Genomic DNA, 14,382 nt, shown 5'->3' with positions numbered 1-14,382 from the left:
TACAATTCCCAAAAAAGTCAACCCTACACTACAGCAGCGACTTTTTCTAACAATCCTTGAAATAAACTTAACCCATCACTATCACCTAGCATCTTATCCGATGCCCTTTCTGGGTGTGGCATCATCCCCAAGACATTACCTTGGCGATTACAAATTCCGGCAATTTGCTTGAGTGAACCGTTGGGGTTATCTCCTGCATAGCGGAATACCACCTGGCCGTTGTCTTCTATTGCTGATAGTGTGGCTTTATCAGCATAAAAGCGCCCTTCTCCGTGGGCAATGGGTAGAGTGATGATTTCTTGACTGGTGTAAGCTTGTGTCCAAGGAATACTTGTATTTTCGACTTTTAACGGGACGCGATCGCAAATAAAATGCAAATCTCGATTTCTCGTTAATGCCCCAGGTAACAGCTTGGCTTCAGTTAATACCTGAAAGCCGTTACAAATACCGAGGACAAACTTACCCTTTTGCGCGTGTTCAATCACCTGCTGCATCACAGGCGAAAATCGAGCGATCGCACCACAACGCAGGTAATCACCATAACTAAAGCCGCCTGGGATGATAATTACATCCAAATCAGCTATGTCGGTGTCTTGATGCCAAACCATGCGCGTTGGTTGACCTAACAAGTCTCTGGTGACATAAGCCACATCGCGATCGCAATTAGACCCTGGAAAAACAATAACGCCGAATTTTGTCATTTGTTATGTGTCATTGGTCATTTGGATATGGACAAGTAAAAATTAAAAAGGCAAAAGTAAAAAGGCAGAAGATTTAGTCCTTTTTACTTTTACCTTTTACCTTTTACCTTTTAAAACACTCCCGTCTGCGTTTCGACCTCAATTAAGTCAAATCGATAGTTCTCAATTACAGGATTGGCTAACATTTGGTCACAAATGTTATCTAAGTCTCTCCGTGCTTTAGTCTCATCCTGAGAGATGATGGTAAGTTCTATATACTTACCAATCCGCACGTTTTCCACTGTTTCGTATCCCATCTGCTTGAGACCAGATTGTACAGCCACACCAGCAGGGTCTAGGACTGAAGGACGAAGCGTTACATGAATTTTGGCTAAATACTTCCGTTGCACAGTTTTTTTGCTGAATGCTGCGATCGCTATACTATAACTTTCTGTTCCAACTGGGTGAAAATAAGATTGTGAAACAGTTAAAGTTAATTTATTAGATAGCCAGTATAACAGCTTCCACTACAGTGGCGAATATCCACAACTACTTATGAGAGCCATACGTACCCGCAGTCAAGAGCGGATTTTAAACCTACTGAAAAGCGTCAAACAAGGCATTTCCGCCCAAGACATTTATATTGAATTGCGTAATCGCAGTCAAAATATGGGTTTAGCCACAGTTTACCGTTCCTTGGAAGCTTTAAAACTTGAGGGTTTGGTGCAAGTGCGGACTTTAGCTAACGGTGAAGCCCTCTATAGCTTAGTGCAGCAAGACAAACACCATCTCACCTGTCTGCAATGTGGTACGTCAATTCCCATTAACCAATGTCCAGTCCATGACCTGGAAGATCAACTACAAATAAGTCACAAATTTAAAATTTTCTACCACACTTTAGAATTTTTCGGTTTGTGTGATCAGTGTCAGGTTAGTCAATAGTCATTTGTCCTTTGTCATTTGTTACTAACCTCTGACACTGTTCTCAGTTAGCATACTAGTACAGCAAGGCGTAAATAAACAGACTATCTGGAATTGCTAAAAGGCTTGTAGTCTCAATATTTTGCCTTTTGACTTTTGCCTTTTTCCTTTTTCCTTTTTGTACTAGCCACTGGACAAATAACACCAATGACTAAGGACTATTGACCAATGACTATTGACTATTGACCATTCACATCAGGTATTTCTCTACCCAACCAAGCGTTAGAATCTACATTAGTGTCAGACACTATTGAGCGAATACCCTCAAAAGCCGCCGGAATTGTGCGGGGGTCAATAAACATAACTTTGCTGCTATCGCTTTTACCAATAGTCGCGCCCATATCGAGATAACCCAACGCAAATAGAACTTCTAAAGCTTTACTAGCACTGGGTTGAGAATTGATTTTTTGGGCAATAATTTCGGCTGATTCTGCAATGGCTTGGGCTTTGAGAACTTGCTGTTGACGTTCGGCTTGGGCTTTGAGGACGATTGCTTTTTGTTCCGCCTCAGCCTGCAAAACTAATGATTTTTGCCGCGCTTCTGCATCGAGAATTTGGGCTTCTGCTTTACCTCTTGCACTATTTACTGCGGCTTCCCGTTCACCTTCAGAATTTAAAATTGCAGCCCGTCTGCGGCGTTCGGCGGACATTTGCAATTCCATTGATTCTCGTACTGCTTGGGAAGGGATAATATCTCGTAGTTCTACCCTTGTGACTTTCACACCCCAAGGGTCGGTAGCAATATCTAAATCTCTTAATAAAATTTCATTAATTTGGGAACGGGCGGTAAAGGTTTCATCTAACTCTAGTTGTCCCATTTCTGAGCGAATTTGAGTTAGTACCAAGTTGGTCATTGCTGAGTGAAGATTTTCAACTTTGTACCAAGCTTTTTCCATATCAACTATTCGCCAGTACACCACCGCATCTACTTCAATACCCACGTTGTCACGGGTAATACATTTTTGTGGCGGAATATCTAAAACCTTTTCGCGGATGGTTTGTTGGTAAACGATTTTATCTAAAAAAGGCACAACAAAATTCAGTCCTGGTTCAAGCTTTTTGTTATAGCTGCCCAGTCTTTCTACCAAAGCTTCATTACCTTGATTGATCACTTTTACAGAACCAGCCACCGCAGAACCACCAAGGGCTAAAAAAATTAATAAAAAAAACTGTCCCACTGTAAATCTCCTGGTTATTAAATATCTTAGGCGTTAACCTTTATACTTCACACTTCCTATGAATGCAACAAATTTTCTGGCATGACAATTAACGTAGTACCTTCTCTTCTGACTACGTAAACACGTTGATGGGGAGCAATATCAAGTTTGTCATCATCACATTTAGCCCGCCAAGAATTGCCTTCATATAGCACTCGTCCGGTTTTGCCTGCTGGAATTTCTGTTAAGGTTTCCGCTACAATGGCATCCTGAATTTTTGATTTGCGTCGTCGCGGTTGTAAATACCGCCGAGATAGTACTATCAAAATTGTGGACAGCAATAGCCAAATTGCTACTTGCAGCCATAAACTCAAACCAAATTGGGAAAGTATTGCCACCACAAAGGCACTAATACCCATGATAAAGGCCACAAAAGCCGACGGTAAAAACAGTTCTGATAAACACAAACCTGAGCCAGCTAAGAGCCAAATTAAAGTAGAACTTGGCATAGCGCCATCCTAGACACTACATTTACGAAAAAGATTTCTAAGATTAGATTCACTGAGAAATCGATGTTTTACAGAAAGCTAAATTTGTCTTGTGAGAATTAATTTTGATTAATTTCAGTGACCAGATAGCCAGAGGTACACAAAACCAGTCTATTCTAGCCAGCCAGGCTTTGACATCTAAATGTAATCGAAGTTCACTAAAGAAGTGCTGAGTGCTGAGTTGAGTGATGGAGCGATCGCACCTCTAAATTCTGAATATTTACCTGATAAAATCAGGTGGAGCTTTTGAATTAGGGCACAAGCCTTGTTAGCAGCATTACTTTATGGCCAGGAAGATTTACGGTTAGAGCAAGTAGCTGACCCCACACCAGCAGCAGGTGAAGTCGTTATTCAAGTGGGTGCAGCAACAACTTGCGGTACAGATTTGAAAGTTTGGCGGCGTGGTGGTCATGCCAAGATGTTGAAACCACCGACGCTATTTGGTCATGAAGCAGCCGGAACAATTGTCGCTGTGGGTGCAGGTGTGAGTAATTGGCGAGTGGGCGATCGCGTTGTTGCCAATAACTCTGCACCTTGCATGGAATGTTTTTTTTGTCAACGTCAAGAATATTCCTTATGTCCGAATTTGACTTGGAATAATGGCACATTTGCCGAATACTTAAAAATTCCTGCACCCATCGTCCAGCATAATTTATTGCGCCTGCCCGATGAATTGCCCTTTGCATTGGCGGCGATGACGGAACCATTAGCTTGTGTATTGCATGGTGTCGCCCGTTCCCATATCAAACCCAAAGATCAAGTAGTAATTTTGGGGGATGGGGCGATTGGCTTGATGTTTGTGGCGGCATTGGCTGATACTGTTGAAGTATTACTCTGGGGAGGAAGTGACCAAAGGCTAGAAATTGGTCAAAAGCTAGGCGCAGCCCAAACATTTAACTATCATCAAATTTCTGATATTCCTGGTGTGGTGAAAGAACTAACCCAAGGCTGGGGTGCAGATGTGGTGATTGAAGCCACTGGCGTACCTAGTGTATGGGAAACTGCGATCGCCTGCACTCGTCCGGGCGCAACAGTCAACTTATTCGGCGGCTGTCCACGAGATACAACAATTACCGTCAATACAGAACAATTACACTACAGCGAACTCACTCTTAAAGGCGTATTTCACAACACACCGCAATATGTGCGATCGGCACTTTCAATGATAGCGAGTCAAAAACTACCTTTAGAATTACTCATCAGTGAAAAGCGACCTTTAAAAAATTTAGAACAAGTTTTTCATGACATGAAAGCGCGTCAAGTAATTAAAGTTGCAATGGTTTGTAGCCAGGATTGAATTTTTCTATGATTGACCATGACCGTCTTTTTAAAGAACTGCTTTCTAACTTCTTTCCTGAGTTTATCGAGTTGTTTTTTCCTGATGTCAGTGCTTATTGGGAACGAGACTCTATCGAATGTCATTACAATTACTAGCAAACTTAGAACTTAACCCAGCACAAATACAATTAATATCTGGGTTCATTGATACCTATCTCGATTTGAATGCTCAAGAAGAAAGAATATTTCAAGAGCAACTTGCTAGTATTGAACCACAGCAGGAGGAAAGAGTTATGCAAATCGTTACTAGTTGGATGAGACAAGGAATACAGCAGGGAATACAGCAGGGAATACAGCAGGGAATACAGCAGGGAATACAGCAGGGAGAATCGATGCTGATATTACGCCAACTTAATCGCCGTTTAGGTGAGTTGAATCCACAATTACAAGAACGGATTCAAAATTTATCAACTGCGGAGTTAGAACAGTTGGGTGAAGCGTTGCTAGATTTCACAACTACGGCTGATTTAGAAGCTTGGTTTGAAAATAGATAATTAAAATAACTCAATCAGTACGGAGTTCCTTTTTCTCTTCGTTGGCGTTGCAATGCTTCTTCGTACCACTCTAGTTCATCTAAAAATTGACCAACTTTCTTAGTCAAACCCGCTTCTTTTGGAGTACCTGATTCATCCAAAGAGTCTCCAATTTTGGAGATAGCAAACATAGTTGAAATAGTTACCATTCCCATTTCCCCTAGAAACGAGCGTAACTGTATAGCAGCGCGGACTCCACCAAAGCCACCAACAGAGTAAGAAACAATTCCAGCCGGACGGAAGTAGTATTCTTCTAGATAATGATCCATCAGATTACTCAACCCTGGCTGAATAGAATGATTGTATTCTCCGGTAATCACCACAAAACCATCGGCTGTGCGGATATGTTCTGCAAGTTCTGTCATCTTTGCCGGAGCCTGACCAGGATCATACTCCTTATACATCCGGTCTAAGATGCCAAAGTCATATTCCTTAGCATCAACAAAAATTACTTCATGGTTTCTTTGCTGGAGTTGATCAATTATGAATTTAGCAGCTTTAATGCCTTGGCGATCGCTCCTGTAGGAACCGTAGAAAACTAATGTTTTAAACATGGTCAATTAGGGAGTGGTGAGTAGGGAGTAGGGAATGGGGTTTAGGAATTAAAGGACTTTCCAAAAAATATTCCTTTCTAGTACAACACGGCGGAAATAAAGATACCATTTCAAGTTAGTGAAAAGCTTGTGATCTAAGCTTTTTGACTTTTAACTTTTAACTTTTAACTTTTGACTTCCGCGTAGCGGTACTAGCCCCTAACCCCTTCTTCATTGCAAAAGTCCAATCATGTGTAATAAACCATGACCAGTCACTAACTCAATAATTAAAGCAATAAAACCTAACATCGCAATTCGACCATTCCAAACTTCCGCACTGGTAGTCATACCCCATTCCCAACTTTCTGGGGGATACATCTTCACCCTTTTTTTCATTTGGGCTGCTTGTGATAGCTTGAAGTTGGGTTGTTCCAGTGCTTCAATGACTAAATCAGCCAAGGCTTGAATAAATACTGGGTGAGTATTAGGTGCAGGTGCGCGACGGAAGTTGTGAATTCCGGCTTCTTCGGCGATTTCTCGATATTCAATGTCAATTTCTTGTAGTGTCTCGATGTGTTCGGAGACAAAACTGATGGGTACAACCACGATATCTTGTACGCCTTGTGCGCCCAATTCCTTCAACGCATCTTCTGTATAAGGTTTTAGCCATTCTACAGGGCCGACACGGCTTTGATAAGCCAAAGTGTGAGCATTCGGACGGTTGAGGGTCTGCATAATTAAATATGTGCATTCCTCAATTTCTTGCTGATAGGGGTCGCCTGCTTCTTCCACATAGCTTTTTGGTACACCGTGGGCGCTAAAGAAGATATGCACATCATCAGGATGAGGACATTGGTCTATTTCCTGGGCGATGAGTTCCGCCATTGCTTTGAGGTAGTTACGCTGTTTATACCAAGAAGGAATGACGGTGTATTCAAGACTTTGCAGTTTGGGGTTTTCTTGCCAAAGTTTTTCTAATAACCGGAAGCTAGAACCACTGGTACTGATAGAAAATTGCGGATAAAGGGGCAGAATTACCAGTTTGTCAATTTCATCTTGGGTAAGCTGGGCGATCGCTTCTTCTGTATAAGGATGCCAGTAACGCATACCCACATAGATGTTAGCCTCTTTACCCAAATCACTCAACTGCTCTCTTAAGGCTTCTCCTTGAGCTTCTGTAATTCGCCGCAAGGGAGAACCACCACCAATTTGCTTATAATTTTCTTGAGATGTTTTCACGCGCCGGGAGGCAATAAACCAAGCTAAGGGTCTTTGCAACCAGCGAAATGGTAGGCGAATGATTTCGGGATCAGAAAATAAATTGAACAAAAATGGCCCAACGTCCTCTAATTTATCGGGGCCACCGAGATTGAGTAATAAAACGCCTACACGACCCATAGCAGTTATTTTCCCCCAACCTTTTCAGATTTTTTACTAATGTTAACAATATATCTTTATTAAATATAAAGCTTAACAGTCAGGAACGGTGCAATGGCCACAATTTTACGAGATTTAAGTTACCGCTATCAATGGTTATATGATGCTATTTCCCGCGTAGCAGCTATCAGCGTCGGTGGAGAAAGCCGTTTTCGCCAACTTGCCTTACAAGGCTTAACAATTCATTCAGATACTCAGGTATTAGATTTATGTTGTGGTAGTGGGCAATCTACACAGTTTTTAGTAAAAATGTCACAAAATGTAACAGGATTAGATGCCTCACCAAAATCTTTGCAAAGGGCTAGACAAAATGTCCCGGAAGCCTCATATATAGAAGCCTTTGCTGAAAATATGCCCTTTGCGGAGAATTCTTTTGATGTGGTACATACCAGCGCCGCATTACATGAAATGCACACTGCACAATTACGACAAATTCTGCAAGAAGTTTATCGAGTCCTAAAACCAGGCGGTGTGTTTACATTAGTCGATTTTCATGCACCGAATAATCCCATATTTTGGCCTGGGGTCTCAGTGTTTTTACTATTGTTTGAAACAGAAACAGCTTGGGAGTTAATCAAAACCGATTTACCAGAGTTATTAAAGGAAATTGGCTTCAAAGTAGAAAAGACACAATTATATGCAGGCGGGAGTTTACAAGTAATTCACGCCAAAAAATAACCGCCTCTCAACAAGCAAACTTTCTCTAACTCTTTGTGCCTCTGCGCCTCTGCGTGAGAAAATAAAACTCTTCTTCTCCATTATTGATTGGAGAAACATAATCAAGCATCTCGACTCATCACAAAATCAAATAGATGATGCGCCATTTCCAACTTAGAACAATGGGCAATTTCTAATTTATGACCTTGCCCATCTAAGAATATGGCTTGATTGTTGTTACTCCCAAAACCACTATCCGGTTGATCTATAGGATTAGCAACAATCACATCTAATTTCTTAGTCTGCAACTTTTCTTTTGCAGGAGTGATGATATCTCCCGACTGTGCAGCAAAACCAATTAATAACTGATGTGGTTGTTTGAGTTGTGCCAGTTGGGCAACGATATCAGGTACAGACTCTAGAGGTAAAGCTTGGGGGAGCGATCGCTTAGGCAATTTCTCGCTACTATATTCTTTAGGCTTGACATCAGCCACAGCTGCTGACATCACAATTACATCAGCATTCGGTAAATATTCCAACATTACCTGCTGCATTTCCTCGGCTGAAATCACAGGTATAGCTTGCACACCCAAAGGTACATCCCAACTAGCTACACCATGTACTAAAGTCACATTTGCACCACGATGCAATGCTGCTTGTGCCAACGCCAAACCCATCTTACCCGTAGAAGAATTACCAATAAATCTTACTGGGTCGAGATATTCCCGCGTTCCCCCAGCACTAATTAATATACGTTTACCAACTAAATCTCGCTTACCGCCAGTATGTAATAAAGAATGAACACGGGTGACAATTTCTGCTGGTTCCGCCATTCTACCAGCACCAATGCGATCGCACGCCAGTAACCCCGATGCTGTACTCATCCCATGATAGCGGCTGTCTGTTAACAATTGCTGCCAATTGCGCTGCACCGTTAACTGTTCCCACATATCCGTATTCATCGCAGGCGCTAACAGCACAGGACAAGTCGAAGCTAACACCGTATTCGTCAGCAAATTATCTGCCATCCCATAGGTTAACTTAGCTAACGTATTCGCTGTTAAAGGCGCAATTACAATTAAATCTGCCCATTCGCCCAACTCAATATGCAACGGACGGGGGTGAGTTGGTTGCCAAAAATCATCATCTGTATAAGCTGGGTGACGGGAGAGAGTCGCTAAAGTCAGAGGCGTGATAAATTCTTGCGCTGAACGGGTGAGAATTACGCGAACTTCCACCCCACTTTTAAATAGAGTGGAAACCACCTCACAAACTTTATAGGCGGCGATACCGCCGCCTACACAAACAAGAACCCTGTTATTGCGAATTTCGCTGGGAGATTGAAGATTAGACATCAGAAAAAAATATGAAGGCTGAAATTAATTTCATACTTCATACTTTAGACTTTATCTAAGCTTCATCGTAAGGTTCTAAATCTAAGAGGTAGATATAGGGTTCAACTAATTCTGGACGCTGAAAGGCGATCGCTCGGAGTAGGTGCCAATCGTTCAAACCTTCAAAAGCATTGCTATAATTATCAAGTTCCAGACGAGTAGCTAAATCTTCCACATCTGCTGCGGTCATGGCAGCTATTTCATTTCTGGAAATGCCTAGAGTCTTCATAATGCTTGCCCCTCCCTTATGCAGCATTTGCATCCAGCTTGGGTAAAGTTGCGCTTGACGCAACCACCCAATCTATATTACTCATTAGACGGCATTTCTTTCGTAAAAATTTGCATGATTTTTACCATAATTGTAAAAAATTTGTATTTAAGGCTACCCAATTGTCGTTAAAACAAAATTTCGTAACGCTTCTAACATTTGCAGATTAATTTCATGCCCCGCCTCAAATTCCCGGTAATCTACTGTAAAACCTAGAGACTGCAAGGTTTCCCGTGTTCTGATAGCTGCTTGCAATGGCACAACTTCATCTTGAGTACCGTGCATAACTAAAGTCGGTGGAATCTTCTGCTGTCCTGTAGGTACTGCATCGGGATGTAAATAGCCACTCATCACCGTTAAACCAGCTAAGGGTAACCTTAACCCCACCTCTAAAGTCATAGCCCCACCTTGCGAAAAGCCACACAAAATCATCCGCGATAAAGGTAGGCCAGTGCTGCTTTCTAAAGATTGTAAAAACTCGGTGAGTAATTGGCGACTTTCGGTTAAACCCTGATACATATTCTCATTTCGCAACTCATACCAAGCCTTGCCCACAGCAGAATAAGGATGGGGATAAGGTGCATTGGGAAAGACAAACTGGTAATTCGGTAACTGAAAATAAGGTAATAAAGATGCCACATCCTCAGCATTAGCACCCCAACCATGCAAAGCGACAATTAAGCCAACGGGGGGCTGAGAATTAGCCGGGGGGACATTGATAAATTGTAAAGACAGATGCTTGCTCCTGAAATTCAACTCTTCTCAATTGTCTAAGAATTTTACTCTGCTTCATCTTCTAGCAGAATGGTATTGAGAAGATTGAGTTCATTGGATGCCATAAAATAGCGTTGGGGGATCTGTGACAGTTGTTTGTAATACCTCACCTATTACGGAGTTTTTCGATTGAGTGCAGTACAAGTTGATAGGGGCTAGATACTAGATGAATGTACTTCATTAGGATAAAAAACACTGTACCAATCGCACTTTAACAGAGACAGTTCGTAAACAGAAGAAATGCGATCGCTCTATTTAAGTTCCTCCTGGATTTCCCGAATCACGATCTTTAATGGCGGGATACCTTCTTGAACCGTTGCCCAAACTACATTCAAATCAATTCCCCAGTATTCATGCACTAACACATCTCTCATCCCAGCGATCGCTTTCCAGGGAATCTGCGGGTAGCGGCTGCGGATATCCTCAGAAATTTTCTTGACTGCTTCTCCCAGAATTTCAATCGCCTTCACAACCGCTAAAACCTTCTCTCGGTTTTGTTGAAATGCAGCAAAATCAATCCCCGCAGTAAAAGTTTCGATATCAGCGATCGCTTCTAGAATATCTTGCACAACCTCCGATAGTGAGCGTTCCGTCATACGTAAACAACTTCCGACAACACCCGTTCTCGAATCCTGGGTTTTAAACCATTTTTAGTCACCACATCCACCTTCACCCCAACCACCCCGGCTAGATAATCTCGTAATTCAACTAACTGAAACAAGGTTGGAGCCTGTTCATAATCGATTAAGATATCGACATCACTCGTCTGTGTTTGCTCACCACGAGCGTAGGAACCAAAAACCCCCAATTCTGTGACTCGATACTGTTTCTGTAACAGGGGCTTCCTGGTTGTCAGGGTTTGTTTGATTTCTTCCAGGGTTTTCATATCATTACAAACAGCGTTTCGGGGTAGTTGAATTCTAATCTGGACAATCATTAGAAAGCAATAGTGTGATCGCTCTCGATAACTAGTCAAGAAAGCGATCGCACTTTGATAGAGATAGTCAGTAAACAGAGGAGATGCGATCGCACAAGTTTTGGTAATGTTGGCAGCAAGCGATCGCCCCATTTTCAAAATATGAAAATCTAGAGGCGATCGCACTTGAAGAGAAAACAGAAGAAATGCGAGCGATCTCGATAACTGATCAAGAAGGCGATCGCACTTTAACAGAGACAGTCAGTGAACAGACGAGATGCGATCACTCAGGATGAAGGATTCGAGATGCGATCGCCCGACTGCAAAAGATGTGCTTTTACAGTGAGCGTTGATGCACACATTGAGTCCATAAGGGAGTGTCTTGATGAATACCAAAGCTCGTTAAATTACAGGCATCTTGGATCTGTTTGGTGAACTTTTTTCAGCTCTTGGGAAAGGAATTCCATAAACTCTTCAATATTATAAAGGTGATGAGTTTTTAATTTCTGTCCTTGAATCAGTAGAATCTGATCATCCTGATCATCGGTATTTCCTTTTAGCCAAAAGCAGTACAAGTAAGCGAAAGGAATAATCAAAAGGCGAAGTGAATAATCACCTTTAACATTCTTTTCTAACCAATCAATACATGAGTCAATTTCTTTGGCAATAGACGATGAACCAAGCATTTTCACTTTGGAACCATTAGAGGAACTTACCGATTGAGCAAAAGCAGCGACTTGTCCATCAAAAGCTATCTGATGCCAATAGCCAACCAATTCAAATAAGGTATCAGTGTTCTGCTCTAAATCTGTGAAACCTTTATGAACTGTCCACATAGAGAAAGTTTCACATAGCTCTGTGGTTCTCGCTTGAGTCAAATTAGGTTCAAAAACATAAAGGCTCGAAATCTGCTGAGATATCTGTTGAGAGATTGTCAATAATAGATTTTTCGGTAATGTGTCAGCTTGCAGCATAGCTAATTTCTCCTTTTATTAAACTGGCAATACTTGATTTAGCATTCTTTGCTTTGGAACCCCTGGAAAATTACGGATGCTTTTTTGCGACTTACATTGTCAGATTTATTAGTCGTATATGGTCATACAATCAACCCAGTGTCCTAAGCCGTAACCGTTTAAAATCCAATCGTAGTGTCCTGAGACTCGACCATACCAGGGATCGTTTACATACAAAACAGGGTTAGGATCGATATTAGTATCAAAACCAATCACTAGAGCAACGTGACCACCGCCTGCCGTCCAATTCAACTTAATTTCCACCAAATGGTTTTGATTTAAGCAGTTCTGTAGATAATAGAAATTTGCTGCCTGACCTAAGGGTTGAGTGCAGGTTAATTGATAATGTTGGTAGGCCGGAACGCATTGGTATAAAGGAATAGCTGTATTGCACCAGCCAGAAGTCGGATTATTGCCACAATCGCTTCGGACTAAAACATAATTCACAATTTCATATTGCTGCAATGCTGCTGTATTGTAAAATGCAGTAGCCATCTGAATACAAGCTGCCCAACACCATTGTGATTGATCTTGACCAGACCATTGCACATCTAAAATATGCCTTGTAAGAAGGTTTGTAGGTATTTCATATCTTTCTTTAACTCGTAAACTACTCTTTTCTTTGTAGGCTACAAAGCAGTATTGCACAATTCCCATTGGATTATTATTCTCATCAGAGCCTGCCGCAGTAACTGCAAAAATATCAACCGTCAGATTATCGCTCATGTTATATCGTTTATTGAAGGGACTCCATGTTGTTAGATCTACCTGTTTAAATCTTTCTTGAAAGAGCGAAGCTAGATTATTACCGATTTTAATTGCATCACCCTCATCAATTGAAAACTGAAAAATCTTCTTTAAATAGCCCTCAATATCTCCTGCCTCATGTTTTGATGGATTCCATACAATGATTTCGGCAGAAGCAGCTTTGGGTTTAACTCCATCATCAGGCTGCGATACCATACCATCGTAAAAATATCCGTAAGTATCAGAAAATTGGTTACGGACATATTTAGCAGTAGATGTGTCGATCTCCTGTCCATAGTCTTCTGGATAATTTTTCAGAATTGGCTTCCTTTGGAAAATGCTAGTTTCATTTAATAAATCCATAGCTGCTTCTGCTAGCAATTTAATTGCCAATGGTGCAACTTGTGCGACAACTGCTTGTACGCCTGTCCCCATAATAATTCCTCCTATTTAACTTTTCGCTGAAATTGAAAAATTGAAATTTTGGTTATTTTCAAAGAGCAAAATTATTTTTTATATTTCTTGCTCTAATTTAGACTTTGGCTTTATTATCTATTTCAAGCAACCGAAATTAAGGAAATTAAGGAATTTAAGAATTTGATTAAGCTAATCTTTTTTATTGAGTCCCGAAACTAAAAGCCTTAAGAGGTTTGGATTACTACCCAAATTAACTCTTACTTCCATTTCTTTCCTTAAGATTGACAATTCAATAGTTGAAATTAACTCCGATCAAAAACCGAAGTATACGAAATTAAGAGCTTTTTGCTCTTCACTCTCCAAACAAAACACAGTAATTATTCCAACTACTACCAAACTCAATCCCACTTCCTACTTCTTCCCTTTCTAATCTCATAGTCGTGATCACCCTGAAAAAACAGAATCACAAGCAACAAAAAAGCGATCGCTCTCGATAACTGATGAACAAAGTGATCGCCCTCCAGCATATCTAAAAAGAGAGCGATCGCCTCAGATTTTGGCTTCAATGGTGCGATCGCAGATACCTCTACATCCAATTTTCACAACCGAAGTTGACGAACTTAAGAAATAACGTAACAGCCGCAGATATTTTGTATAAGAGCGATCGCACCCATCAAGCCAAAACCGGACTAAACCACAAAACTAACCTAGAAATTAGGGATTTGCGATCGCCTCTACATCCAAACCTGTAAGCACTCAACATCTCAATAACACAACGCTTCATACTACTTTACGTATCAGTAACTTTTCATGGCGAACTTAACGGATAACAGTAAAATTACTGAACTCAGGTGCTATAATAAAGCAAATAACATCAAACTAGCTGAATAACTTCCTTTTATTCGGTGTTTATAATTCTCATCTGCTGTTAGTGTTAAATATTGCTTTACACCTGTGTTCCCTAAGATAACTTCGGAAAAAACCTTTGA

20 protein-coding genes are annotated in these 14,382 nt (G+C 41.1%); 6 read left to right on the top strand and 14 right to left on the bottom strand.

Annotated features, from left to right (window positions below; translation table 11 throughout):
* Positions 1–23 precede the first annotated feature (23 nt).
* Both purQ and purS read right to left on the bottom strand, forming a co-directional pair.
* Positions 24–701: a phosphoribosylformylglycinamidine synthase subunit PurQ gene (gene purQ, locus H6G74_RS12630; protein WP_190967997.1), complete on the bottom strand. Its 678-nt coding sequence runs from the start codon at positions 699–701 to the stop codon at positions 24–26.
* Between the two features lie 110 nt (positions 702–811).
* Complete coding sequence (gene purS, locus H6G74_RS12625) at positions 812–1,090, bottom strand: phosphoribosylformylglycinamidine synthase subunit PurS (protein ID WP_062297125.1); 279 nt, start codon at positions 1,088–1,090, stop codon at positions 812–814.
* A 145-nt stretch (positions 1,091–1,235) separates the two neighbouring features.
* Between purS and H6G74_RS12620 the strand changes: the two genes are divergently transcribed.
* Positions 1,236–1,622, top strand: a complete 387-nt coding sequence (locus H6G74_RS12620) for a Fur family transcriptional regulator (RefSeq protein ID WP_190967996.1) — start codon at positions 1,236–1,238, stop codon at positions 1,620–1,622.
* 218 nt (positions 1,623–1,840) lie between these two features.
* Here the strand turns inward: H6G74_RS12620 and H6G74_RS12615 are convergent, their stop codons facing one another.
* Complete coding sequence (locus tag H6G74_RS12615; protein ID WP_190967995.1) at positions 1,841–2,839, bottom strand: SPFH domain-containing protein; 999 nt, start codon at positions 2,837–2,839, stop codon at positions 1,841–1,843.
* Positions 2,840–2,895: 56 nt separating this feature from the next.
* Positions 2,896–3,327, bottom strand: a complete 432-nt coding sequence (locus H6G74_RS12610) for an NfeD family protein (protein ID WP_190967994.1) — start codon at positions 3,325–3,327, stop codon at positions 2,896–2,898.
* Positions 3,328–3,631: 304 nt separating this feature from the next.
* Between H6G74_RS12610 and H6G74_RS12605 the strand changes: the two genes are divergently transcribed.
* The 3 genes from H6G74_RS12605 to H6G74_RS12600 are packed head-to-tail and all read left to right on the top strand — an operon-like array spanning position 3,632 to position 5,198.
* Positions 3,632–4,663, top strand: coding sequence for a zinc-dependent alcohol dehydrogenase (locus H6G74_RS12605; protein WP_190967993.1), 1,032 nt, complete (start codon positions 3,632–3,634; stop codon positions 4,661–4,663).
* Positions 4,664–4,671: 8 nt separating this feature from the next.
* Positions 4,672–4,800 (top strand): hypothetical protein, encoded by a 129-nt coding sequence (locus H6G74_RS31815; protein WP_390849709.1) that lies wholly within the window; start codon positions 4,672–4,674, stop codon positions 4,798–4,800.
* Positions 4,782–5,198: a DUF4351 domain-containing protein gene (locus tag H6G74_RS12600; protein WP_390849706.1), complete on the top strand. Its 417-nt coding sequence runs from the start codon at positions 4,782–4,784 to the stop codon at positions 5,196–5,198. Before H6G74_RS31815 ends, H6G74_RS12600 begins: the two co-directional genes overlap by 19 nt.
* 14 nt (positions 5,199–5,212) lie before the next feature.
* On the opposite strand, the gene H6G74_RS12595 is transcribed toward H6G74_RS12600, so the two are convergent.
* On the bottom strand, positions 5,213–5,791 hold the full coding sequence (locus tag H6G74_RS12595; RefSeq protein WP_190967992.1) for an NADPH-dependent FMN reductase: 579 nt from the start codon (positions 5,789–5,791) through the stop codon (positions 5,213–5,215).
* Positions 5,792–6,001: 210 nt separating this feature from the next.
* A complete protein-coding gene (hemH, locus tag H6G74_RS12590) occupies positions 6,002–7,168 on the bottom strand; it encodes a ferrochelatase (protein ID WP_190967991.1) in 1,167 nt (388 codons plus the stop codon).
* 93 nt (positions 7,169–7,261) lie between these two features.
* Between hemH and H6G74_RS12585 the strand changes: the two genes are divergently transcribed.
* A complete protein-coding gene (locus H6G74_RS12585) occupies positions 7,262–7,885 on the top strand; it encodes a class I SAM-dependent methyltransferase (protein ID WP_190967990.1) in 624 nt (207 codons plus the stop codon).
* Between the two features lie 101 nt (positions 7,886–7,986).
* Here the strand turns inward: H6G74_RS12585 and coaBC are convergent, their stop codons facing one another.
* From coaBC to H6G74_RS12545, 8 genes are all read right to left on the bottom strand, one after another.
* Entirely contained in the window at positions 7,987–9,219 is a 1,233-nt protein-coding gene (coaBC, locus tag H6G74_RS12580; RefSeq protein WP_190967989.1) for a bifunctional phosphopantothenoylcysteine decarboxylase/phosphopantothenate--cysteine ligase CoaBC, read from the bottom strand.
* 55 nt (positions 9,220–9,274) lie between these two features.
* Entirely contained in the window at positions 9,275–9,487 is a 213-nt protein-coding gene (gene isiD, locus H6G74_RS12575; RefSeq protein WP_062297109.1) for a protein IsiD, read from the bottom strand.
* 153 nt (positions 9,488–9,640) lie between these two features.
* A complete protein-coding gene (locus H6G74_RS12570) occupies positions 9,641–10,282 on the bottom strand; it encodes an alpha/beta hydrolase (RefSeq protein ID WP_242051212.1) in 642 nt (213 codons plus the stop codon).
* A 269-nt stretch (positions 10,283–10,551) separates the two neighbouring features.
* Positions 10,552–10,896, bottom strand: a complete 345-nt coding sequence (locus H6G74_RS12565; RefSeq protein ID WP_190967988.1) for a HepT-like ribonuclease domain-containing protein — start codon at positions 10,894–10,896, stop codon at positions 10,552–10,554.
* Positions 10,893–11,402, bottom strand: coding sequence for a nucleotidyltransferase family protein (locus H6G74_RS31735; RefSeq protein WP_313888478.1), 510 nt, complete (start codon positions 11,400–11,402; stop codon positions 10,893–10,895). Before H6G74_RS31735 ends, H6G74_RS12565 begins: the two co-directional genes overlap by 4 nt.
* Positions 11,403–11,623: 221 nt before the next feature.
* Positions 11,624–12,190, bottom strand: coding sequence for a hypothetical protein (locus H6G74_RS12555; protein ID WP_190967987.1), 567 nt, complete (start codon positions 12,188–12,190; stop codon positions 11,624–11,626).
* Between the two features lie 108 nt (positions 12,191–12,298).
* Positions 12,299–13,411 (bottom strand): papain-like cysteine protease family protein, encoded by a 1,113-nt coding sequence (locus H6G74_RS12550; protein ID WP_190967986.1) that lies wholly within the window; start codon positions 13,409–13,411, stop codon positions 12,299–12,301.
* Between the two features lie 380 nt (positions 13,412–13,791).
* Positions 13,792–13,989 carry a hypothetical protein gene (locus tag H6G74_RS12545; RefSeq protein WP_190967985.1) on the bottom strand — a complete coding sequence of 66 codons (198 nt, stop codon included), beginning with the start codon at positions 13,987–13,989 and terminating at the stop codon, positions 13,792–13,794.
* A gap of 15 nt (positions 13,990–14,004) precedes the next feature.
* On the opposite strand from H6G74_RS12545, the gene H6G74_RS12540 reads away from it, so the two are divergent.
* Positions 14,005–14,145, top strand: a complete 141-nt coding sequence (locus H6G74_RS12540; protein ID WP_190967984.1) for a hypothetical protein — start codon at positions 14,005–14,007, stop codon at positions 14,143–14,145.
* Positions 14,146–14,382: the final 237 nt, after the last annotated feature.

The organism is Nostoc spongiaeforme FACHB-130, from assembly GCF_014698475.1.
GTDB classification, from domain to species: domain Bacteria; phylum Cyanobacteriota; class Cyanobacteriia; order Cyanobacteriales; family Nostocaceae; genus Nostoc_B; species Nostoc_B spongiaeforme.
Note: the sequence above shows the minus strand (reverse complement) of the source record. Positions and strands in the feature narration are given on the sequence as shown.

Excerpts from the sequence above, each read along its gene's own strand:
- H6G74_RS12620 (WP_190967996.1), top strand. The coding sequence starts at position 1,236 with ATGAGAGCCATACGTACCCGCAGTCAAGAGCGGATTTTAAACCTACTG.
- H6G74_RS12555 (WP_190967987.1), bottom strand. The coding sequence starts at position 12,190 with ATGCTGCAAGCTGACACATTACCGAAAAATCTATTATTGACAATCTCT.
- purQ (WP_190967997.1), bottom strand. The coding sequence starts at position 701 with ATGACAAAATTCGGCGTTATTGTTTTTCCAGGGTCTAATTGCGATCGC.
- H6G74_RS31815 (WP_390849709.1), top strand. The coding sequence starts at position 4,672 with ATGATTGACCATGACCGTCTTTTTAAAGAACTGCTTTCTAACTTCTTT.
- H6G74_RS12595 (WP_190967992.1), bottom strand. The coding sequence starts at position 5,791 with ATGTTTAAAACATTAGTTTTCTACGGTTCCTACAGGAGCGATCGCCAA.
- hemH (WP_190967991.1), bottom strand. The coding sequence starts at position 7,168 with ATGGGTCGTGTAGGCGTTTTATTACTCAATCTCGGTGGCCCCGATAAA.
- H6G74_RS12565 (WP_190967988.1), bottom strand. The coding sequence starts at position 10,896 with ATGACGGAACGCTCACTATCGGAGGTTGTGCAAGATATTCTAGAAGCG.
- H6G74_RS12585 (WP_190967990.1), top strand. The coding sequence starts at position 7,262 with ATGGCCACAATTTTACGAGATTTAAGTTACCGCTATCAATGGTTATAT.
- H6G74_RS12600 (WP_390849706.1), top strand. The coding sequence starts at position 4,782 with ATGTCATTACAATTACTAGCAAACTTAGAACTTAACCCAGCACAAATA.
- isiD (WP_062297109.1), bottom strand. The coding sequence starts at position 9,487 with ATGAAGACTCTAGGCATTTCCAGAAATGAAATAGCTGCCATGACCGCA.
- H6G74_RS12550 (WP_190967986.1), bottom strand. The coding sequence starts at position 13,411 with ATGGGGACAGGCGTACAAGCAGTTGTCGCACAAGTTGCACCATTGGCA.
- coaBC (WP_190967989.1), bottom strand. The coding sequence starts at position 9,219 with ATGTCTAATCTTCAATCTCCCAGCGAAATTCGCAATAACAGGGTTCTT.
- H6G74_RS12610 (WP_190967994.1), bottom strand. The coding sequence starts at position 3,327 with ATGCCAAGTTCTACTTTAATTTGGCTCTTAGCTGGCTCAGGTTTGTGT.